At 49.6% G+C, this 21325-nt stretch carries 18 protein-coding genes; 4 read left to right on the forward strand and 14 right to left on the reverse strand.

What is annotated here, in order from left to right:
- Window positions 1–434 precede the first annotated feature (434 nt).
- The 8 genes from LZD49_RS25680 to LZD49_RS25715 all read right to left on the reverse strand — a co-directional run bounded on the left by LZD49_RS25680 (window position 435) and on the right by LZD49_RS25715 (window position 6962).
- On the reverse strand, window positions 435–1085 hold the full coding sequence (locus LZD49_RS25680; protein WP_234670556.1) for a response regulator transcription factor: 651 nt from the start codon (window positions 1083–1085) through the stop codon (window positions 435–437).
- Between the two features lie 82 nt (window positions 1086–1167).
- Complete coding sequence (locus LZD49_RS25685; protein ID WP_234670557.1) at window positions 1168–2481, reverse strand: HAMP domain-containing sensor histidine kinase; 1314 nt, start codon at window positions 2479–2481, stop codon at window positions 1168–1170.
- A gap of 436 nt (window positions 2482–2917) precedes the next feature.
- On the reverse strand, window positions 2918–3130 hold the full coding sequence (locus LZD49_RS25690) for a hypothetical protein (protein ID WP_234670558.1): 213 nt from the start codon (window positions 3128–3130) through the stop codon (window positions 2918–2920).
- Between the two features lie 361 nt (window positions 3131–3491).
- The gene (locus tag LZD49_RS25695; protein WP_234670559.1) at window positions 3492–3881 is read right to left on the reverse strand and encodes a hypothetical protein; all 390 of its coding nucleotides are present in this window, start codon (window positions 3879–3881) and stop codon (window positions 3492–3494) included.
- 207 nt (window positions 3882–4088) lie between these two features.
- Entirely contained in the window at window positions 4089–4787 is a 699-nt protein-coding gene (locus LZD49_RS25700; RefSeq protein WP_234670560.1) for a hypothetical protein, read from the reverse strand.
- 22 nt (window positions 4788–4809) lie between these two features.
- The gene (locus LZD49_RS25705; RefSeq protein ID WP_234670561.1) at window positions 4810–5598 is read right to left on the reverse strand and encodes a DUF4097 family beta strand repeat-containing protein; all 789 of its coding nucleotides are present in this window, start codon (window positions 5596–5598) and stop codon (window positions 4810–4812) included.
- A gap of 85 nt (window positions 5599–5683) precedes the next feature.
- Window positions 5684–6460, reverse strand: coding sequence for a HEAT repeat domain-containing protein (locus tag LZD49_RS25710; RefSeq protein WP_234670562.1), 777 nt, complete (start codon window positions 6458–6460; stop codon window positions 5684–5686).
- Window positions 6444–6962, reverse strand: a complete 519-nt coding sequence (locus LZD49_RS25715) for an RNA polymerase sigma factor (RefSeq protein ID WP_234670563.1) — start codon at window positions 6960–6962, stop codon at window positions 6444–6446. The genes LZD49_RS25710 and LZD49_RS25715 overlap by 17 nt, the downstream gene beginning before the upstream one ends.
- Window positions 6963–7153: 191 nt before the next feature.
- Here LZD49_RS25715 and LZD49_RS25720 point away from each other — a divergent pair, with 191 nt between their 5' ends.
- Genes LZD49_RS25720 through LZD49_RS25735 form a run of 4 tightly spaced genes read left to right on the forward strand, consistent with a single transcriptional unit; the run spans window position 7154 to window position 13631 of the window.
- Entirely contained in the window at window positions 7154–7498 is a 345-nt protein-coding gene (locus LZD49_RS25720; RefSeq protein ID WP_234670564.1) for a PadR family transcriptional regulator, read from the forward strand.
- Between the two features lie 3 nt (window positions 7499–7501).
- A complete protein-coding gene (locus tag LZD49_RS25725) occupies window positions 7502–10135 on the forward strand; it encodes an ABC transporter permease (RefSeq protein WP_234670565.1) in 2634 nt (877 codons plus the stop codon).
- Window positions 10136–10186: 51 nt separating this feature from the next.
- Entirely contained in the window at window positions 10187–12799 is a 2613-nt protein-coding gene (locus LZD49_RS25730; RefSeq protein ID WP_234670566.1) for an FtsX-like permease family protein, read from the forward strand.
- 16 nt (window positions 12800–12815) lie between these two features.
- Complete coding sequence (locus tag LZD49_RS25735; protein ID WP_234670567.1) at window positions 12816–13631, forward strand: tetratricopeptide repeat protein; 816 nt, start codon at window positions 12816–12818, stop codon at window positions 13629–13631.
- Between the two features lie 3 nt (window positions 13632–13634).
- Here LZD49_RS25735 and LZD49_RS25740 read toward each other — a convergent pair whose 3' ends face one another.
- The 6 genes from LZD49_RS25740 to LZD49_RS25765 all read right to left on the reverse strand — a co-directional run bounded on the left by LZD49_RS25740 (window position 13635) and on the right by LZD49_RS25765 (window position 21323).
- A complete protein-coding gene (locus tag LZD49_RS25740; RefSeq protein ID WP_234670568.1) occupies window positions 13635–15281 on the reverse strand; it encodes a hypothetical protein in 1647 nt (548 codons plus the stop codon).
- Between the two features lie 35 nt (window positions 15282–15316).
- Window positions 15317–17524, reverse strand: coding sequence for an AtpZ/AtpI family protein (locus LZD49_RS25745; protein ID WP_234670569.1), 2208 nt, complete (start codon window positions 17522–17524; stop codon window positions 15317–15319).
- Entirely contained in the window at window positions 17517–18632 is a 1116-nt protein-coding gene (locus tag LZD49_RS25750) for a BatA domain-containing protein (protein WP_234670570.1), read from the reverse strand. Before LZD49_RS25750 ends, LZD49_RS25745 begins: the two co-directional genes overlap by 8 nt.
- Entirely contained in the window at window positions 18632–19525 is an 894-nt protein-coding gene (locus LZD49_RS25755; protein WP_234670571.1) for a DUF58 domain-containing protein, read from the reverse strand. The genes LZD49_RS25750 and LZD49_RS25755 overlap by 1 nt, the downstream gene beginning before the upstream one ends.
- 34 nt (window positions 19526–19559) lie before the next feature.
- On the reverse strand, window positions 19560–20546 hold the full coding sequence (locus LZD49_RS25760) for a MoxR family ATPase (RefSeq protein WP_234670572.1): 987 nt from the start codon (window positions 20544–20546) through the stop codon (window positions 19560–19562).
- A 159-nt stretch (window positions 20547–20705) separates the two neighbouring features.
- Entirely contained in the window at window positions 20706–21323 is a 618-nt protein-coding gene (locus tag LZD49_RS25765) for a DUF4159 domain-containing protein (protein ID WP_234670573.1), read from the reverse strand.
- Window positions 21324–21325 lie beyond the last annotated feature (2 nt).

Here is a 21325-nt window from a genome sequence, read left to right on the forward strand (position 1 = left end):
AACACGACACCGGGCACATAACAGGATAGTCTTAAAAAAAGTTAATTAAACACCCTGATAATGAGGCTTTAACTTAATTTAACACGATCTCAACGAAGTTGATACGGAAACTGGCAGGCCCCTGTTAAAAAAGCAGGGCGACGGCATACAATAGAGAAGTCCACAGTATTGCCCCTGTCACGACGGTAATCATTACGCCACCCAGAAATGGCAGTTGAGCAGATTTTGAGAGTTTTACCGATCTTTCCATTCTTCAAACAACATTACGATAAGATAACGCCCGCAACAATCGGAGGTCGTAGTTTATATTAGCAAAGATAAAAAATGAAAGCAAAATATGAAATAGACTGAATAAAATAGGAGTTTCCGAATATATCTACGACACCTAGTAGCAATACTACATTTCTATCGTACAATTTTAGCTAACTCTTTAATCAGCTAGACCCATCTGTTCTCCGTTTGTAGATTTCTACCTTTTTGAACAGTTCGAGGATATTTGTTACTTCCAGCTTTTCGAAGATCCGCGCCTTGTAGGTCGACACGGTACTTTCCTTGATATTGAGGTCAATTGCAATGTCTTTAGTCCACTTACCAATGAGCAGCATATCCATGATTTCCAGCTCACGATTTGAAAGGATCTCGAGCGGGCTTTCTTTGCTTTCCCGTTCGAGCAGTGTATTATTAACGAGCCGATCCTGGATCACATTGCTGATATACGTTCCCCCAGCCAGCACCGAGGTAATCGCCTTTTCAAGCTCGTCATTTGGAGTATCTTTCGGCAAAAAGCCGTTAGCACCTGCTTTTACGTAATGAATTGCATACAAAGCTTCATCCTGTGATGAAAATATCAGAATTTTCACCTTGTTCTGGATTTCGCGGATTCTACTGATCATATTAAATGTCTCACCGCCCGGTATCTTGATATCCAGGATAACGAGATCGAAGAATCTTGATTGCAGAAGCTTGAGAGTTTCGCTAAAAGTAGCGGCCTCAATGACCGTTACCGAGGGTAAAAAATCCTCAATTAGCAACTTTACACCCATTCTCACAATGGAATGGTCTTCTACTAGCAAAACTGTTTTCATTCAAATGCCTTTACTTCAAATCAGTTTTAAAAGTAGTTTAATATAAATCAAATATTATGTAGAAAATTGGCTACATGTAAATTTATTTTGAAAAAATTATATGAACCGAAGTTCCCGAAGGTTCGTTTGGCGTTGCAAATAGCCTGGCGCGGATAAGCGTGCTGATCTCCTTCACGATTAACAGGCCCATTCCGAAGTTCTGGGCCACATTTCCGGAAACCGGCAGATCTCGCGCGTCGCTATTGATCCAACCGCTTACACTGCTGTCCATACCCGGACCGGTGTCGTTGACGATCAGATGCAGTTCATCCCTGAAATCCTGGTAAGTAACGTTTATGATGCCGTCATTGGTCGCCTTATTTGCATTGTCGATCAGATTGTGCAGAATAATGCCGACCAATTGCTGGTTGTTTTTAATGATCACACCAGGTGGGATGCTATTGACGAATCGGTTGGCATTCACCTCCGCATCCTGCGTAAAAATCGCGAATTTCTGTTCAACCATCTCGTTAAGGTCAAGATAAGTGAACTGAACGCTGGAATTTTTGTACCGGAACTCGGTGTATTCCAGTAGATTCTTCATGAAGTGATAAAGCCGGTAGCTCGATTGGCTGATAGCCCTCACCGTAGGCAGGTCGGGATGGTTCCGGGAGAGTCGGCCCGTGGTCGTCATCAGGAACCGCAGCGGACTTTTAATGTCATGGGATATGCTGGCGATCAGATGTTTCTGATGGATGTATTCCAGTTCCAGCTTTTCCCTGGAATCTTCCAGGTATGCCAGACTGGCCCGAAGTTCTCCGCTTCGGGCATCAAGATCGCTGATCGTATCGTAGAACGAGCTAAAAAAGTAGTAATTGATCAGGACCAGGAAAATGAAATTGTGGAACAGCAGGATCACAATCGTGATACGTCCCGATCCATTTGGCCCCCAGGGAATATTCGTGCCGAGGTGATGCCCCAGCAGCACATAAAGAACGAACGGGAGAACCGCGACGGTGGAATAAACAATACCCCACTGATTTCCAAGCCCATAGAATGCACATATGCTGATAATGACGACATATTGGAGCGTAACCAGGTCAAAACCGTTTTGAAAAACAAACAGGTTAGTCCAGATAATGCTCATAAAAATCAATACTGCCGTATGGATTGCTTTGCGCCACTCAAAACCGAGCGTCAGTGCAATATAAAAGATGGCGGCAATGCCTAGCAAGATGGCCACCCTCACCGCTTGCAGGCGATAATTCTCGGCCAGGTAAAATATGAGTACTAAAGTCGTGGTAAATATTCTCAGGTAGAGTGCGTACGATAGTACCTTGATGCGGGCCCGGTTGAGAATATTCGGTTCACCTTCCAACTGCTTTCGCACAGGCCATTCCAGAATCGTTCGGATCATGTAATCAAGTTTTCCAGATCGCTGTTCACGCCCGGGGTCAGACGAAGCGATAAGAGCCAAATCTACCTAAAAAACGCAACAGATAATGTAGAGATATTGCTACAAATAAAACAATAGCGTGCTACAATCGCTTTTTCGCCGAGATACTAAATTTGTAAAATCCTGCAAGTGAGGAGCTGTGCGATTAGTGCGGGATCACCGGACCTGAACGTAGAAGTACGTTATAAACGTTGAGTATAGCTTACACCTTCCGGTATTGCCGTGAAGGTGTTTTTTGTCCTTATTGCTAAACCGGGGGGTAGAATCAGCAGACGATGGCGCATTACCCTTGCTCTCGCCGCTCAAAATGCTTTGAGGTTATTATGGTTTGGCCGCTGGGACCTGAATGGTGATGAAAGGAGGAACGTAGTAAATAACAATTTGGGAAAGTGCGTACCTAGCTCTGTTTTCCCAGTTTGTCCTGTGCTTGTTTTTTGGATTTTTTCACTTCGCCCGGCGTAAATTCACCATTAATCCATCTTACAAAATTTTTTGACTGTACCTGATAGACCTGGGCGGAGAGCGGCTTCAAATCCGATTTTTCAATTTCAAGAAGATAGTCAGCCAGAAGCCTCTTGATTTCTTCCAAATATTTACTTTGCGTCTTCATGGAGGAGATTTTGTGTTTTTACAAAGAAAGAACTATTCCGATACTCAATCAAGTGTGACTTTATATCACCTTACAAGTATAGTCCATTAGAGCCGATCAGTTTTCGTTTTTGGGGTGAGAATGCTGAATTTGAGGGTGTAGGAAGGCCTTCGTGGGGAGAGGATCTCGGACTGTCAAAACCTTTCACTGACCACTAAACTTTTTACTACAAAACACCCAATAATGCAGGCTACTTTGGATTTATACAAGTTACGATATGGCTTGTCAAAGTTCCCATTACTCCCGTTATATTGGAAAAGTAAAATCACGTTCCGACCTCTGAATGGCGATGCGGTGAAATTGCCAACTGCCTGGTGGTTTCTTAGTCACAGTAGCAGGGACAAGACAGTTTAGCCGGACCGGGCGTGAGTTCATGGATCGTAGGTTGGATGCCGGCGGTGTAGGTAATGGAGACTTTGTCGCCGCTTTCTGAGACTTTTACGGTGGCGGATACGCTTTGATCCGCATAACCGGCTCCGGTAAATGAAGAATAAGTGCTTCCGACAATGCGGGTGGTGCCCGCACGGAACTCTTTAATAGGTATTTGCAAATAGGCGCAGCACATGCCTCCGAGCCGGTAGCCGCCGCCTTCACGAGCTAATGAGAGGCACCCGTCCGACCACACTTCCACAGGTACAATAGGGTTGTCGGATTTCTTGCAACTGCCCGCCAAAGCAATCACAATGAGGATGATAGGTCTGATCTGTTTCATTTTCATTGAATTAAACAAAACGGAGACTGAATTTCGGTCAAAATAGTTGTAAGTCGGGCAGGATACAATGCCCCAAATGGCTGGGATGTAATGCCTAACTATTCCGGATAGGTCCAGTATCATCCTGACCACACGCCCCAGTACAACAAACAAAGGGACGCGGCCAGAACCTGACCGCGCCCCTGCACAACTATTCCAAAGTTTTGACTAATCCTTCGTGCGCAAGTACACATTGTTGCTGATCGATTCGAGCTTCACGTCCGGGCCACCGCCGTTGAATTTCCCTTCGAGCAGGTACCCTACAATCGGGTTCTTTTCCTTTTTGTTACCGAAATCGATGTCCAGATCGGAATATACCTCGCCTGTAATGGTTTTCACGGCAACATTCGCCCCTTTCGATCTCGGCCAGGTCATGTCTACGTAGCCGCTGATCGTCTTCGCAGCGACGGAGGCGGTTGCGCCCTGAATGTCGATGTTACCATTAATTGTTTCGAGTTTCAGTTTGGCATTGCGCGGCAGGGTGACCTGGTAATTGATCTCACTGCACACGTAGTAGCTATTTTTCCCGTCGTCGTTTCGCCAGGTACTTTTTTGGCCGGGACAATCCTCCCCCTTTCCTTCTTTCAGTTTTTCCTTGTCGAAATCGGTTTTGAGGATGATTTCTTCCGCAGTGGTGTTACTTGTAACGAGAAATGCGTCATTGAGTTTATTCTGATTGATTTTCACCGACATATGCACCGAGACTTCCGGTTTGTCCCAGTAACGGACCTGGATGCTGTCGCCGAACCGGAGATTGAGGTTCACGGTCTTGCCTGATTCGTAGGGCAATTTTTTGTCGATGATTTTTTGGGCCATAGCGGGGCCGCATGCCATGCCGAGCATGGCTAACAATAAGATCTTTTTCATGGTAATAGATGCAGGTTAAGTGTTATTTCTGCTTACGGATATAAATATTGCTGCTAATGGTGTGAAGCGACATCTCTACGCCTCCGCCGTTGATCGAGCCGTCGACATTGGCACTGCCGCCTACCTTGGACATGCCCTCCTTGCTTCCCTTTACGCCCAGATCGAAATCGGTGTACATCTCACCGTTGATTGACCGGAGTTTGAGGTCAGATTTTGCCGTGGCGGGCAGGGTAATGTCAATTTCGCCGCTGATAGAAGAAATTGAGGTCGGCTTGCCCTGCGCCAGGTTTGTAAATGTAGCAGTAACCTCGCCGCTCGTCGTATTCGCTACCACCGGACCGGTAATGTTATTGAGGATAATATTGGAAGAATTGGTTTTGATTTCGAGATCTCCATCCATATTCGACACCGAGAGCCCCGAGCCGCCCTGCCAGTTGGTTTCCACAAATTTCACCGACACCTGCCGTGGCAGCTTGATCGTATATTTAACCGACTTGCGCGTTGCTTTTTCGATTTTCAGCCCAGAGGCATCGGGCGTTACGGCCAGGCCTATACCCGAGTTGTCAACCGCCGTATAATACAATGGTTTCAGCCCTTTCGCCCGCTCCGGCGGGGCTTCAAAACCCGACGATGCCTGGATGATCACCTCATCTCCATTGTAGCCTTCTATTTTGACACTGCTCGATGACAGCTCCAGCACAACCTTTTTATCTTTCGAATTGGCCAGTTTGGTTTTGTACTCGGAAGTTTGAGCACACGCGCAGCTCAGGCTCCATAAGAAGCCCGCACTGATTAACAGTACTTTTTTCATGGTTTTAATTGATATATGGGTAGTTGTTATGCCCAGGTCTGAAGACTTGGGTTAAGTTAATTATGTGCTGCTACAAGGATGGGGACTAGACGTCGGCATTCAGGCGATTGGCCCCTTCGGTCGCTTTGAGGCGGACTACGTCCAGGACTTCCTGGCTTCTGGCGAGTTGCCGGAACTGCTCCACGGCCCGCTTTTCCTTAATGGCGACCAGCGATTCTATGAGTGAGATCTGAATGTTTGGGTCTGTCTGGATCGCCAATGACTGGATCAGTGCTTCCTTTACTTCGGTTTCATTAGCAAAATGCGTCAATGCCTGGCAGGCGGCGAGCCGCACATTGATGTTTGGATCGAAATTCAAAGTATTGATCAGCAACCGCGTAATGTCGCTATCCACTTCCGAAATCTCATAACTATGGTTTACTGCCTGAATACGCTCGCTGGCCGAAGTGTTGTTCATTTGTTCGAATGCGAGCACTTTCTTCATTTCGGCCACCTCTGTCGGTTCCTGTCCGCTCAAAGCCATCAGGCTTCTACCGCTTTCTGTCTTCGACTGGAACACCCATCCTGCGCCGAAACCGATAATGAGGAGCGTCAGCCCGGCAGCAATGCGGATCAGCCAGCCTCCCAGCCTCCGCACAGGGCCTTGCTTCGGCGGATCGAGCATTAAGGCCAGTTCGTGGTTAAAGGTCAGCGAAGGCTGTTCCTTGCGTGCATCGGCAAAATAGCCAAATTGCGCCGCGTGGCTTTGCAAATGCTCCGGCACACCACCACTTTGAAAAAACTGCTTCAATGCACGTTCCTCCTCCAGCGACGTTTCTCCGTCATAATATTTCTCTAATAGCTTCTCAATATCCAGTGCCATAATTCTCTGCTTTTAAATAATTCTCGCGCAACTTTTGTCTTGCCCGCGAAAGGATCGTCCGAATGTTGACATTACTCAGGCCAGTAACTTCCTCGATCTCCTCCAAAGTATATTCTTCCACATCACGCAGATGCAACACCAACCGCTGCTGCTCCGGCAACTCGCTGATGAGCCGGTGCATAAGCCCCGCGCTGTCGCTGTTCTCCACTTGCCGGTAAGGCGATACGTCCGCTGCCTGCATGGTTACCATATCCGCATCACGACTCGTTTTTTGTTTGTCATGCGATTTCAGCCGGTCCAGACAAAGGTTCTTGGTCATCTGCACCGCCAGGGCCTCCACGCTCTGGTAGCTTTCCAGCTGCTGCCGGTTGGTCCAAAGCCTCAGGAACACATCCTGAATCGCATCCTCTGCCTCCTCGCGGTTGCGAAGAAACATTTGCGCCAGTCGGAACAGGCGTCCCTGAACGGGAAGAATGCGTTGGTTGAAGGCTTTTAAATCCATATTCAATAGCATAGACGACCGGCTGCCGAAAACGTTACAGGATTTACGAAAAAATCTTTATTTCCGAACAATTTTGTCCGCTATCGGACACGGTCGCCACCTGAAAACGCGCTGCTATGGATTCCAGAGTAGTTTTTCCAAACTGGCAAAGTATTTGTTTTGCATTATTATAACTAATAACCTGTGCAGATATGAAAAGAACTTTTCTCGGGGAATTTGAAGAAATCGTCCTGCTGGTCGTGGCCGGCTGCACAGACGAGGCCTATGGTGTCACGATCTGGGAACGCGTGCAGGAGTACACAGGGCGTTCCATTTCGTTGAGTGCCGTTCATGCCACTTTATACAGACTGGAAGAAAAGGGCTTTCTCACCTCCGAAATGGGCGGCGCTACGGCCGAGCGTGGCGGTCGCCGGAAGCGTTTTTTTACCATTACCAATTACGGAAACCGGGCATTACAGGAAATCAACGAGATCCGCCAGCAACTATGGCAGGCCATCCCCGCCGAAAAGCTGCAACCCAAACTGAGCTTTTCATAAGCCATGGCAAAAATCCCGCACCATCATAGTCCGCCACGTTGGGTCGACAGGTTACTGACGATCATCATCGCGCCGCATTTCCTGGAAGATATCCTGGGAGACCTGCACGAAATATATGGCCGGCAAGTAAAAAATGGCAGCCTACGCAATGCGCAACTCCGTTACCTGCTCGCCTCCACACGCTACCTGCGACCCTATTTTATGAAACGCAGGCCCCGCGCTTACTCCCCCACCTATATTTTCAGTCCCGCCATGATCAGAAACTATCTCAAAATCTCGCTCCGTACGCTCGGCAAACAAAAAGCTTACAGCTTCATTAACATCACCGGACTGGCACTCGGCATGGCCGTAGCAATGCTCATCGGCCTATGGATTTACGACGAGCTCTCTTTCGACCGCCATTTTAAAAACTTCGACCGCATAGCCCAGGTCTGGCAACACCAGACATTTAACGGGCAGGTCGGGACACAAACCTCGCTACCATTTCCGATTGGGGATGAGATCAGGCGCAACTATGGAGCCGATTTCAAATATGTGGTCATGGCGTCCTGGAACAACAAACATATCCTGGCGGTAGGTGACAAAAAGTTCAACAAAAGCGGGTCATTCGTTGAGCCGGACGCGCCCGAAATGTTCAGCCTCAGCATGATCAATGGCACCCGGGCAGGCTTGAAAGATCCCTACTCCATTATGCTTTCGGAATCGGTCGCGAAGGCCTACTTCGGCGATGCGGACCCGATCGACAAAACGATCAAGGTCGATAACAAGCTGAATGTGAAGGTAACAGGCGTTTATGAAGATTTACCCCACAACACCTCCTTCCGCGAAGTATCGTTTATGATGCCCTGGCAACTGATGGTCGTCGCCAATCCTTGGCTTAAAACCATGGAAGATCCCTGGCGACCCAATGCTTACATGACGTACGTCCAGCTGATCGACAATGCGGATATCGACCATGCCTCCGCGCGTATCAAAGACATTAAAAAGCGGAATATTAATAAGGAACAACTCAAATATAAGCCCGACGTTTTCCTGAACCCGATGCGCGACTGGCATCTCTACTCGGAGTTCAAGGGAGGCCGCCGCGTTGGCGGCCGCATTGAATTTGTTTGGCTTTTTGGCACAATTGGCGTGTTCGTATTACTGCTGGCCTGCATCAATTTCATGAACCTAAGCACCGCGCGCTCCGAAAAGCGGGCCAAGGAAGTGGGTATCCGCAAGGCGGTAGGGTCGGTCCGCAACCAGCTGGTCACCCAGTTCTTCACCGAATCTTTCCTGGTCGTTGGCTTTGCATTTGTCCTGTCAATCCTGCTGGTGATGCTGTTTTTGCCGTTTTTTAATGCAGTTGCCGACAAAAAGATCATCATGCCGTGGAATAGGACCGAATTCTGGCTGGCGGGCATTGGTTTCAGTATAATCACAGCCATTATCGCGGGCAGCTATCCTGCACTATACCTGTCATCATTCCAGCCTGTTAAGGTTCTGAAAGGCACTTTCCGGGCGGGACGCCTTGCGGCTGTGCCCAGGAAGGTGTTGGTGGTGGTACAATTTGCGGTCTCTATCATCCTGATCATTGGCACAGCCGTCGTATTCAGGCAAATTCAGTTTGCCAAAGACCGACCAGTTGGTTACAGCCGCGACGGGCTCATTGCCATTTCCATGTCGACCGACGAAATCCACAAACATTTCGAAGCGGCAAGGCATGAGTTGAAAAGTAGCGGCGCCATTGCCGAGATGGCCGAATCCGGCAGCCCCACCACGGAGACGTGGTCGTCGACAAGCGGCTTTGAATGGAAAGGAAAAGACCCTGAACAATCGGTAGACTTCTCGTTCGACGAAATTTCATTTGACTATGGAAAAACGGTTGGATGGCAGTTTGTACAGGGCCGGGATTTCTCCCGCGAATTCGCGACCGATTCGGTGGGATTGGTCGTGAATGAGACAGCAGTGAAGTTCATGGGCTTACAAAACCCCGTCGACGAGCCGCTGACCTGGTTTAAAAAGCCTTACAAGATTATTGGTATCATCAAAGACCTGGTTGTCAATTCGCCTTACGAACCGGCCAAGCCTCAATTCTTTTGTCTCTCGGCGGGGCAGGGAAATCTGGTTAATATCCGCATTAACCCCTCTGCTGGCGCGTCGGCCTCCATCGAAAAGATCAAAAATGTTTTTGAAAAATATGATCCGGGCTCCCCGTTCGAGTATGAATTTGTAGACCAGATGCACGCCCGAAAGTTCTCTGACGAAGAGCGTATTGGCAAGCTCACCACGTTTTTCTCGGTTCTCGCAATCCTGATCAGTTGCCTCGGGTTATTCGGCGTAGCATCCTTCATCGCCGAGCAGCGGACCAAGGAAATCGGTGTCCGGAAAGTGCTCGGCGCAACGGTACTAAGCGTTTGGGGACTGTTCTCGCGGGAATTTGTACTGCTGGTCGGTATCGCATTCCTGATCGCCACACCGGGTGCCTATTACTTCCTGAATGGCTGGTTGCAGAAATATGAATACCATACCACGATTTCCTGGTGGATATTCGCATTGACAGGCCTTGGCACATTAACGATCACGCTGTTAACAGTAAGCTTCCAGGCGATCAAAGCTGCGACGATGAACCCGATACGCAGTCTTCGTTCGGAGTAATGTGGCAGCTGAGTATCAAAACTGTCCGACCCAACCCTAAACATCCGCCACGTGCCTCAACCTCGTCCACCCCGCTGGGCAGACTACCTGCTCGAGAAGTTTGTAAACCCGCGTTTCCTGGAAGACATTCAGGGAAACATGGAGGAGATTTTCGTACGCCGAATGCATGAGGCGGGCGTTACACGTGCGAGGTGCGAGTACGCATGGGCGGCAGTGAGGCATCTGACTCCCTATTTTTTGAAAAGAAAACCTGAAACCTATCCTTCCGTATCCAACCTGAGCCCTGATATGCTGAAAAACTATTTCACCTCTGCCTGGCGGCACTTCCTCAAAGACAGGCAATTTTCGATGCTGAATGTAATTGGGCTATCCACCGGACTCGTTTGCACGCTGCTCATCTATTTATGGGTGACCGACGAACTGGCTTTCGACAAGTTTCACGCCAGCGATTCTCGTCTTTACCAGATAATGATCCACGAAAAAGGTGGCGACAAGCTGGTAACTTCCGAAGGTACCGGTGGTATTTTAAAGGATGTTCTGACGAGTGATATGCCCGAGATCGAATTGGCGGTGTGCACTACACCTCCGGTTTGGTTCCAGAAATTCAGCCTCTCTCGGGAAGGCCGAACAATCAGTGCGGCGGGAAACTTTGTCAGTGCCGATTATCTCCAGGCATTCTCTTTTCCATTAATAAAAGGCAATCCCAAATCTGTCCTGACCGACAAGAACTCAGTGGCGATTTCCGAGCAAATGGCAGTTCGTTTATTCGGCTCGTCGGAGAAAGCAATGAATCAAGTCGTCGAATGGAAATGGCAGGCATTCTCGAAAAAATGCCAGGTAAGCGGTGTATTTAGGGACATTCCCACTAATTCTTCCGAACAATCCGAGCTGCTGATACCGCTTAGTGCCTGGGACGACATACTGCCGGGAGGCATGCCTAATACCGCCAGCGGCCCGTTTCACAATTACATCGTCCTTAGGCCCGGTTCCGACGTGCATTTATTAGAGCAAAAGCTCGCCAATTACGCCAAAAAGCACTTCAACGACACCAATTCGACCTTGTTCATCCGCAAATATTCAGACGGTTACCTATATGGGAAGTACGAAAATGGCGTGCAATCGGGCGGACGGATCGAATATGTGAAGCTATTCGCTGCCATTGCGGCGTTTGTACTCCTCATCGCCTGTATCAATTTCATGAACCTGTCCACGGCCAAGGCCTCGGTAAGGGTCAAAGAAGTGGGTGTAAAAAAGGCATTGGGTGCGGGTCGGCTTACTCTCATCTTTCAGTTTCTGGGTGAATCTATGCTGATGAGCATGCTGACTTTAATCGTTGCACTTTCCATTGTTTGGCTGCTATTACCGCAATTTAATGCATTGACAGGCAAAGAATTGACTTTACATTTCAGCCCGCGATTTATCGCTGCATTAACCATCATCATGCTATTGACCGGCATGCTCGCAGGCAGTTATCCCGCATTATACCTGTCGCGCTTTAATCCGGCGCTTACTTTGAAAGGCATCGTGAGGCACGGAATCGGCGAGTTGTGGGTTAGAAAAGGACTGGTCGTGTTCCAGTTTGCGGTTTCAGTGATTTTCGTCATTTCGGTCATTGTTTTTTACAAACAGGTCGATTTTGTACAAACTAAAAACCCGGGCTACGAGAAGGATAATATTGTGTATTTCGAAATGGAGGGCCGCGCTGCTGCGCAACGTGAAGCATTCCTGGAAAGGCTCCGGGCGCTACCAGGCGTCTTGAATGCATCGAGTATCCAACAAAAAATCATCTTGCCTGCTTTCCTGCCATCCAGCGGCGTGCGCTGGGACGGCAAAAACGAAAAGGACGAAATACGCTTTCATCGCATGCCCGTCAATTATGGTCTCACCGAAACGCTGAACATCCGGACTGTCGCCGGCAGGAGCTTTTCGAAGGATTTCGGATCGGATACGGCGTCGGTGGTCCTCAATGAAACGGCTGTCCGTCAGATGGGCATTAAGGCTCCTATCGGCAAAGAGATTATGATAGGCGGTCGGGCGCGTCGCATCGTCGGTGTTGTACAGGATTTCCATTTCAATTCTCTGCACGAGGCCATTAAGCCATTCATTTTCGTCTTCTCGCCCGAAGAAACAATGCTGGCGACGGTCAAAATCCAACCTGGTCAGCAACCTGCCACATTAGCCCGGATTCAGGATTTCTATACCGATTTTAATCCCGGCTACGCATTCGATTACCAGTTCCTCGACCGCGATTATCAGGTCCAGTATGCCTCGGAACAACTTGCGGCACAACTTGCACGCTACTTCGCCGCATTGGCCATTCTTATTTCATGCCTCGGGCTTTTTGGCCTGGCTGCATTCACCGCCGAACGCCGCAAAAAAGAAATCGGCGTACGAAAAGTACTTGGTGCGACGACCGGCAGCGTGGTAGCCATGCTCTCCCGCGAGTTTCTGATGCTTGTGATCGTGGCCATCGCCATTGCCTGCCCGCTGGCATGGTGGCTCACCAAAAGCTGGCTCGATCATTTTGCTTACCACGTTTCGATCAGCATTGCGATTTTCGCTGGCGCCGGTTTGGCCATGATCGTGATCACCCTTGCGACGGTCAGCTTCCAGTCCCTTCGAGCTGCATTGACCAACCCCACGCAGTCATTGAAATCGGAATAACAACCACTGACCACACATGCCGCACCGCATCCTCTCCCTCCTCCTGCTGCTTGCAAGCATCCTCCCCGCCTCGGCGCAGCCTGGTTTCGACTGCTCGTCGAAGCGCACGCAGGATAGCCTGTTCCAAACGTATGCCCATAAGGCGCGCACATTCGGTCCCGACGATCCGCGATGGGACGTGACTTTCGATTCGCTCCTGGCGATTTGCCCGAAGATTGCCGAGGCATACCAGGAAAAAGGGATCCGGCAAATGTTTATCGGTGATTTCGAAAAAGCGATTGCCTATAACGACACCGCCGTGGCGCTGGACCGGGAGCGCTGGCTCGCCTACCGCGGCTACCTGCATTGCATGCTCACCCGGAACTACGAAAAGGCCGTCGCCGACCTCGAAGCCGCGGAACTCCTGACGCCCAATGCGTTCACGATGGATCATACATTTTCATTTTTCATCGCATTGAGCCACATGGAATTAGGAAATTACCAGGAAGCCGAAAAGTATTTTCTGAAAGACATTGCACAGCAAAAGCGCGGTGAGGGTAACAACGACATTCATTTTAACACTTTGCTCTATTTTGGTATCCTGTATTACCTGATGAATGAGTTTGATCAGGCAGAGTTAAGGCTTACGGAATGTCTGCAACTGTACGAAATGCATCCGATGGCTAATTACTACATGGCTATGACCATGAAAGTCACGGGAAATCAACGCCAGAATGCCTACTTCGAAAAAGCCAGACAAGCGCTGCACGATGGCTATGCATTAAATGAGCCTAATCTGCGTTTTGCACGGTTCCCGCGGCAGATTACGATGGAAGACATCGAAAAGCGTTGATGATCATACTTTCGGCTCGATCCACAGGGCTGTCAGGCAAACCATCAGCCATGCAAACCAAACCCAGCCGGGTAACTTCCGCGTTACATCTGCCCGATTTCCACTGAGCGTCTTCACACCCGTTTCCTCGGCAGATCGGACAAAGTGCTGCATTTGCGCGGCATATTTCAATGGAGAATAATCCTGTACGTACAGTTCGGTTCCAAGCGAGTCATTCAGTGATTGCCATCCATCCCGGACCGGCAGAAAAGTAACTTCCGCCGAATGCGCATTCAGAACGGAGGTTTTTGTAAAAGCCGTATCGCTTCTGATTTCCAGCCAGCGTGGTATCTGCTGAAAATTGTTCAAATGCATTACCGCAGGCACGTTCTTGAAAACAGGCGCATCTGCGGAAAGTGTCAGGCCTCGCGCAGGTCGCGTCCAGGCGAAGATCTCGTTCCATACGCTCGCATAGGCAATGCTATCGCCGGATAGTTGCATGGGAAAGGTTTCGTTCAACAGACTCACGGCCACTTTCCCATTTATATTTTCAACCGCTAACGGATAATGAACAGCATGGGTTTGGTAACCATGCATTTGGAACCGAAACGGCAGAGCGCTCAGCACCGGCGATAATGCTACCGACTCTTCGTTGGAAATCTTAATGGCCTGAAAATGTGCACCCAACGCCTGGTTAATAGACCTTAGCTCAGCGAACAGGTTTCCAACCGGGCCGCCCATTTGAACAAAAAGCGCACTTTTACCAGTACTGACCGCCTTTTTAACAGCCGCATTGGAAGCATTCGCGGGAATAGTTACGATCAAGTCAGGTTCTTTGGCGCGGTTGATATTCAGCCTGCTCTGAATGTTTTTGGATAATGTGGCATCGTAGCTCACCGAATGGCCATTTCTCCCAAGCCAGTTTGCCAGGTTACGCGTTTCAAAATCAGGGTTATCGAGCAGGAAACGGACTGTCAGTTTTGCTTCCGGTCGGGCGAAATACCGGAGCGTATCGATAGCCAGGTCGTTCAAATGCAATGTGGTGGTGGTCCTACCTTCGCTGAATGCCGGGAATGTGAGCCGGACGCGGTTATCGCCCTTATTTAACATGACGCTGTCGAGCGTCCGGCCTGCATATTTAATCTGCAAAATCTGTTGCTGCGATGACTGGATACGGCCATCGATCCGCTGTAATTCTCCCTTTCCTAAAATACCTTTCCAATGCAAATCGCTCATCTGATCCGGCGCAAAGTAAGGATTCCATTGCAAAGCTGGAATGCGGGGCAACTGCTGGATGGCGGCAAGGACCTTTTGGTCAAATTCCTGTCCCAATACCACCAGCGTGTCCACATCGGAAGTGCCAATCCGGCCAGTCGATATAATTTCAGCCCCGCCCAGACTATCGCGAAACCGGGTGACGACGTCAGCAGGCACATTTTCAGCAGCCAGCAATCCTATTCTTGACTTACCAGCCAATTTGAATGTCGGGTCCAATAGCCAGGCCACCATGCTTAGCCAAAGCAAGCCATTCAATATCAACCTAATACCAAACCGCCCCGAATTCCGGTGCCGCGTGTATACGAACCCACATTGCACAACCAGCAACACGAGCAAGGCACACATTACCAGCAAATTCAAAGGTGCTGTCCAGTTGAAATCGGTATGAATCATTCGGTTATATTCTCTCTAAATACTTTTAAATCGGCCTATCGCATGGCTTTGCGGAAAGCGGCTTCCAATTTCTTTTCTCCCGCCCAGCCTGGCCGGTTTTTCAATGCACTACCGGCGCGAATGTGGAGATCACGCTTCAATGCGGCCGTTTCGTGTTGTGTAAGGGTTCTTCCTATCGCCAGTTTCTGCAATGCCGCTATCGTGTTCCAGTTTTGCAACCCATCGTTAAATGGCCCCCTTTCCGTCAGCCTCTGGGTTAGTTCCGTGCTTAATGCAGCTAGTTTTACTACATCCGTTTTTGGCAACTTATCTCTTTCCAGGTAGCCCAGCAATACCGCGGCAAGCTCCGCGGTTTGTTTTTGGTCGAATTGCTTTTCGTACTCCCACTTACTCGCCAGGTCTTTGAGCTCACCAGTAAGCCGCTTTTCCTTTTCCTTGATCGGTGGCGGGTCGTAGCCACTCTTTTTTACGTAGGTCCGTGCCTTTTGCTGGGCTGTTTTGAGGTACTCTAATGCTTTGTGCTCGAAGGGAAGTGCCTTTTCGGGCTCATAAGTCCGCAAATGTAGCTCCGACTGCCACATTTGCTCCAAAGCCATTTTCAAAAGACTACGTGTGGATTGTTCGTAAAAAGTATTCGTCTCCGCGTCGTCGTGCGAATGCGTGTATTGCTCCATCAGCGCCGCCAGGGGATCTTTTTCGCCGGCCGGTTCGGCTTTATGCTCATGTGTGTGCTCATCTGCATGCGCGGGTTCGCCTACCCGGGACTCGGCACCTTCGCCCTGCCCGTCGGAGTGGTGTGTAAATGCGTCGATGATGTTACCATTATCCGCACCAGCGGGATTCTCACTGCCACCGATACTGGTTTCAAATTCTTCGCCCAAATATTGCCCATACCGTAGCCGCAGCACTTTTTGATCGAATCCGATTTCGTTGGAAGTGGCATTGAACTCGCCGGATTTGATTTTTTTCCTCCTGGCAATCAGCTTTTCGGTATCGATGATGATCTGCCGCTGGCTGCGGAAATACTCCGGCATAACGTTCACAGCCATGGTGGCCAGCTCCGCCTCTTCGACCTTCGACGTGTCTTTATACACCACAAAATAGGTATCCGACTTGCTGAAATTCGGCTCGGGCTGTCGATTATCGATTGCGGCCCAATAATAGTACAGCTCGTCTCCCGGCGCGAAATTCAATGCATGCAAGTCAATGCTTTTCTGAATATCTGCTTCCTTAAAATCACCGGGGCCCAACGGCATTTTGATCTCCCTGAATTTGACATTCTCGCCGGAACCACGTGCCACTGTGGCCACAATAAACGCCTGTTTTACCCGGAAGTCATCCGATATTTTGGCCGAAATGCGAATATTTTTAGAATCTTTCAGGAAATGGTAGCGGTACAATTCCTTCGAAGCGGGCTCGATACGGGGCGCGAGATCGGGCAGCGCTTCCAGCTTGTAAAAATCGGATTGATAGATCAGCGAATCCTTCCAAAAACCTTTAATGGAATATAGACCCGAGCCGGTAATGTGGCCTTTATATACAAATACACCGTGAGATTCTCGCAGATTAACCTCCTCGCCACGACTATTGGCAATGTGCACACTCAGGTTCTCAGGATCGTCAAACCGCACGGCCCATTCTACTGTCGAACCGGTGATCGAACTGATATTCAAATCGGTGAATTCCCTGACCGGCAAACCTGTGTAGCCTGGCGGAGTTACCTTCACACGTGCAGATTTATATTGAGGAGCCGACTGCCGTTTGTTTTTAGGTAAAACAGGCTGAGACAATACCGCTTTCCCGGACTTCCTGTTTTCGCCCGTCAATGCCGGCCAACCATGATTAACAGCCGTCGCCAGCAACACCGCAACCACATATTTCCAAATACCCCGGTAAATCTCCCGGCGTGGAAATGCGAGGTTTCGGGCGGCTATCCGTTCCAGCTGCATTTGCTCGATGATATTCAAATCGGCCTTATCGAGCAGATCGAGGCTATACTCAGCGCTGGGGTTGTGGCTGTGGATCAGTGCAATTGCAACACGTTTTTTATCAGCAAGTGCCTTATTGACCCAAATACCGATCAACCAGCCAGTCAACCCAATGAATGTCCCCAGCCATGGCCCGTTCCCCAAAAAAGTGTCGGCAAACAAACCAAACGCAAAGCCCAACAAAAAACATTTCAAAATGGCAATCCACTGAATATGTGTATTAACGGACTTGACGAATTTTCTTAAATCAGCCATGGCTAGTCACGGTTTTCCGAAGCGCAAGCCAGCGTTCGGCGATCATCAGACAAATAAAGACCAGCAACAGCCAGGGCCGAAGCGTTGCTTCCTGCTGCGCTGCGGGTGCTTTTATAAACAATGCATTTAACTGACTATCGCTTAACGGCTCGTTTCCCGCATTCAATTTTAAGTCGTTTACCAGCAAATCGCCGAGCCATTCCGGCAACCGCCCGCTCTCGACCAACTCCGAATCTGCCAACCGCAATGAATCAGGCAAGGAAATGACCGATGCGGGAGCGGCCCACTCAGGCATGGCGCCCGAGACGATATATCTTGTTCCCGGTTCCGGGTGTTCAATCGCATTGTTCGTAAAAACCCAGTCGTAATGCCTTCCAGGGCGGCTTTTCTTTTCTATTTCAAATGCAAAACCATAAACTTCGGTCAATGCACTGAGTGCTGCGGTGACGGCTTTTCGCTCATCGGCATCACGGTAATCAAGCAAAACGTGAATGATGTCCTTATAAGCCGGTTTGTTTTGAAGAAGGTTAATGGCCTTATTACTGGAATCTGTCACCGAAAAGAGCTGATAATCACCCGGAATGTAAATACGCGGGCTCGATGCCAAACTAAGGTTATTACGGAAATACAGCTTAAAAGCAGGCGCATTAGCAGTTGCTAGTGCATTGATATTGTTTTGCAAATATGTCAACCCTGGTGAAAGGGTGGGCATTTTCTCCAAACTGGCTACTTTTTCCGGTGAAACCCCGAGCCAGTAAACCTGCTCCCCATCGCGCAAAGCATTTTCCAGCTCGAAACGATAGCTATCGGTAACCAACCGGTCGGGTTGCACCAGATGGATTGTTTCCGATCGGGTTATATTTTCAAACCAAGCCACAATCGGCCTGCTGACGATCAATGCCAGCAATGCGACCAGCAGACAGCGCAAAAGCATCAGTCCTATCTCGTTCGGCCGGAAACCGCGGTGTTGGAGCGTCGTTTGCTCACCCAGCCAGCGCATGGCAGCCCATTCGATGGTTTTACCCCTTCTTTGATACCAGAAATGGATCGCGACCGGCATTACCACGGCCAGCATTGCCCAAAGCAGATATGGTTGCAAGAATGTCATCAGCCTTTTCTTCTGGTTAAAAATGCTTTTAACACCATCCCGATCGGCTCGCTCATCCGGGCGCGCACGAAGCGGACATGTGGGATTTGCAATGCGGTTTTCAAATCCGACAAGTAGGTTTCCATGGACGCGCGGTACTGCAGTGCCACCGAATCGGCATCCAGTTCGATCTCGCGTCCGCTTTCCAGGTCCTTGAACCGGTAAAAGCCTTTGAGGTCAAAATCCGCCTCCTGATCGCCCAGTATTTGAAATATCACTATCTCCCGATACGGCCCGGCCAGTGAGCGGATCCATGACAACCATTCGTTCTCCGCTTGCAACAGGTCGCTTACAAAAATAAGTTGCTCCTTTTTTTTAGACTGGAATTCGGCATTATGCAACCCGGAAGTTTGCCACGGCCCAGCTGCCGTTGTCTTTTCCAACCCTACCAATATTTTCTGAAAGGCCTGCCTGGCCGATGACGCCGATCCGGTGCCGCTGATTGTCTCAACACGTCCCTCCTTCAAACCGTACAAGCTCATCTGGTCATTCTGAATGTAGCATAAATAGGCCAGTGAAGCCAACAGGATTTGCGCATATTGTAGCCTGCTAACACCATCCTCAGCATAATTCATCGATCCCGACAAATCGAGGACAAAACGGATCTGCCGGTCACTTTCGGTCGAAGATTCACGCACGAGGTGTTTGTCGGTCCGTGCAAAAAGCTTCCAGTCAATGCGTTTAGGATCATCGCCCGGCTCGTAATGCCGGTATTGTTCGAATTCAACGCCGATCCCGGAGCGCTTACTGGCATGAATGCCCAGCATCAGCTCTTCACTGACCAGTTTCCCGGTCAGTTGCAGGTTTTTAAGCTTGATCAGGCTGGCCGCCAGCAGTCCGGTTGTTTTTTGCATCGATGATGGATTTTGAGACAAGCGTTAAACGTAATTACCGCAACGCCGCCAATAATTCGTCGATCGCCTGATCGCTTGTGATCCCTTCCGCCTCGGCCCGAAAATTCATCGCGATGCGATGCCGTAAAACCGGGAATGCCAATGTGCGAATGTCATCGGGGATGACCGAGAACCGCTCATGCAACACCGCGCGCGCCTTCGCGCATAGCACGAGTGCCTGCCCTGCACGTGGCCCCGCGCCCCAATCGCACCATTCGCGTACGAAATCCGAATTGGTATTCTCAGGCCGCGTCGAGCGTACCAGCTGGTTGATTTGAACCAACAACTCATCGGCAATATGCACCTGCCTCGTCAACTTCTGGAGATCGACCATGTCCTGGTCCGACAATACGCGCCCGATTTCGGGCCTGGCTGTGCCGGTGGTAGTTCGCAAAACGTCCAGTTCCTCGTCTTCACTGGGATAACCCAGTTTGATATACAACAAAAACCGGTCAAGCTGGGCTTCCGGAAGCGGGTATGTTCCAGCCTGTTCGATCGGGTTTTGCGTAGCGATGATCAGGAACGGGTTGGGCAATGCATAGCTTTCTCCTCCATAAGTGACACTTTTCTCCTGCATCGCTTCCAGTAAGGCGGCCTGGGTTTTGGGCGGTGTACGGTTGATCTCGTCGGCCAGCACTACATTGGCAAATATCGGCCCCTGGTTGAACTTGAAGAATTTCTTGCCCGTATCATGATCTTCCTCCAAAATCTCGGTGCCCACAATATCGCCCGGCATCAGGTCGGGCGTGAACTGGATCCGCCGAAAGCTCATATGCAGGGCTTCGGACATGGTTTTGACCATTAAAGTCTTTGCCAAGCCCGGAACACCTTCCAAAAGGCAATGCCCGGAGGCCAGCAATGCAATCAATATCTCTTCAATCGCATCCTGCTGCCCAACGATTACCTTGCCGATTTCGGCTTTCAGCAACGGAAGTTTCGCGACGAGAGCGCGGTAGTGTGATGTTGTCGTTGAGGTTTCCAATTTCGATTTTTTGACCGCCGACGGCCGACCACCGACCGCCGTGCGTAGATGAGTTATTCTTTACATTGATACAATTACTATCACAATTTCCGACCTCAGATTCCACCAAACCCAAAGTCGGCGGTCCATCGGCCATGGTCACGATGCACGCGGCGGCCCCTACCCCGTCAACGCATACACCACAATATTCACCCCAAACCGCGTATTGTCAACTGCCAGGAAGCGCTTGTTCCTGAAATCATAGTCCCATTCGCAGCCGTAATCCTTATTGCTGTACAGGACGCCGATTTTTCCGTTGATGGTGATGGCTTTGAGGTAATCATGGACGAGGTCGTCGCCCCAGCCGTTCAGCTCGAAAGAGGTGGTTGGCGGGCCGTCGTCGAATTTGAAAAAACTATGATAGACAGGATGGTTACTCGGGATTTTCTGCAAAGCCTTGGGGCCGAATGTCCGCGCCATTTCCTGCTCGAACGATTTGGCAAAAAGGCCGTCGATATCGTGGTTGCAATCGTCGACGAACACAAAGCCGCCATTTTGCACATACCGTTTGAAATGGTCGCGCTCCTGGGCCGAAAACTCTACTAGCTTATGCCCGCTCAGGTAGCAGAACGGGCTTTTAAATATTTCATTACTGCTCAACTGAACCACTTTCTCCTTCTCATCGACCGGAATCGTCGTATACTCGACCAGCGAATGCAACAAATTGGACGGCATTCGCTGGTCGGTATCCCAGTTACCGGATGTGTATTGGATTCTGGTGAAGAAAAAAGGTTTCAATA

This window comes from Dyadobacter sp. CY261 (assembly GCF_021440085.1).
In the GTDB taxonomy this organism is placed as follows: domain Bacteria; phylum Bacteroidota; class Bacteroidia; order Cytophagales; family Spirosomataceae; genus Dyadobacter.

Coding starts and splice junctions, on each gene's coding strand:
- LZD49_RS25680 (WP_234670556.1), bottom strand. CDS start 1,085: ATGAAAACAGTTTTGCTAGTAGAAGACCATTCCATTGTGAGAATGGGT.
- LZD49_RS25685 (WP_234670557.1), bottom strand. CDS start 2,481: ATGATCCGAACGATTCTGGAATGGCCTGTGCGAAAGCAGTTGGAAGGT.
- LZD49_RS25690 (WP_234670558.1), bottom strand. CDS start 3,130: ATGAAGACGCAAAGTAAATATTTGGAAGAAATCAAGAGGCTTCTGGCT.
- LZD49_RS25695 (WP_234670559.1), bottom strand. CDS start 3,881: ATGAAACAGATCAGACCTATCATCCTCATTGTGATTGCTTTGGCGGGC.
- LZD49_RS25700 (WP_234670560.1), bottom strand. CDS start 4,787: ATGAAAAAGATCTTATTGTTAGCCATGCTCGGCATGGCATGCGGCCCC.
- LZD49_RS25705 (WP_234670561.1), bottom strand. CDS start 5,598: ATGAAAAAAGTACTGTTAATCAGTGCGGGCTTCTTATGGAGCCTGAGC.
- LZD49_RS25710 (WP_234670562.1), bottom strand. CDS start 6,460: ATGGCACTGGATATTGAGAAGCTATTAGAGAAATATTATGACGGAGAA.
- LZD49_RS25715 (WP_234670563.1), bottom strand. CDS start 6,962: ATGGATTTAAAAGCCTTCAACCAACGCATTCTTCCCGTTCAGGGACGC.
- LZD49_RS25720 (WP_234670564.1), top strand. CDS start 7,154: ATGAAAAGAACTTTTCTCGGGGAATTTGAAGAAATCGTCCTGCTGGTC.
- LZD49_RS25725 (WP_234670565.1), top strand. CDS start 7,502: ATGGCAAAAATCCCGCACCATCATAGTCCGCCACGTTGGGTCGACAGG.
- LZD49_RS25735 (WP_234670567.1), top strand. CDS start 12,816: ATGCCGCACCGCATCCTCTCCCTCCTCCTGCTGCTTGCAAGCATCCTC.
- LZD49_RS25740 (WP_234670568.1), bottom strand. CDS start 15,281: ATGATTCATACCGATTTCAACTGGACAGCACCTTTGAATTTGCTGGTA.
- LZD49_RS25745 (WP_234670569.1), bottom strand. CDS start 17,524: ATGGCTGATTTAAGAAAATTCGTCAAGTCCGTTAATACACATATTCAG.
- LZD49_RS25750 (WP_234670570.1), bottom strand. CDS start 18,632: ATGACATTCTTGCAACCATATCTGCTTTGGGCAATGCTGGCCGTGGTA.
- LZD49_RS25755 (WP_234670571.1), bottom strand. CDS start 19,525: ATGCAAAAAACAACCGGACTGCTGGCGGCCAGCCTGATCAAGCTTAAA.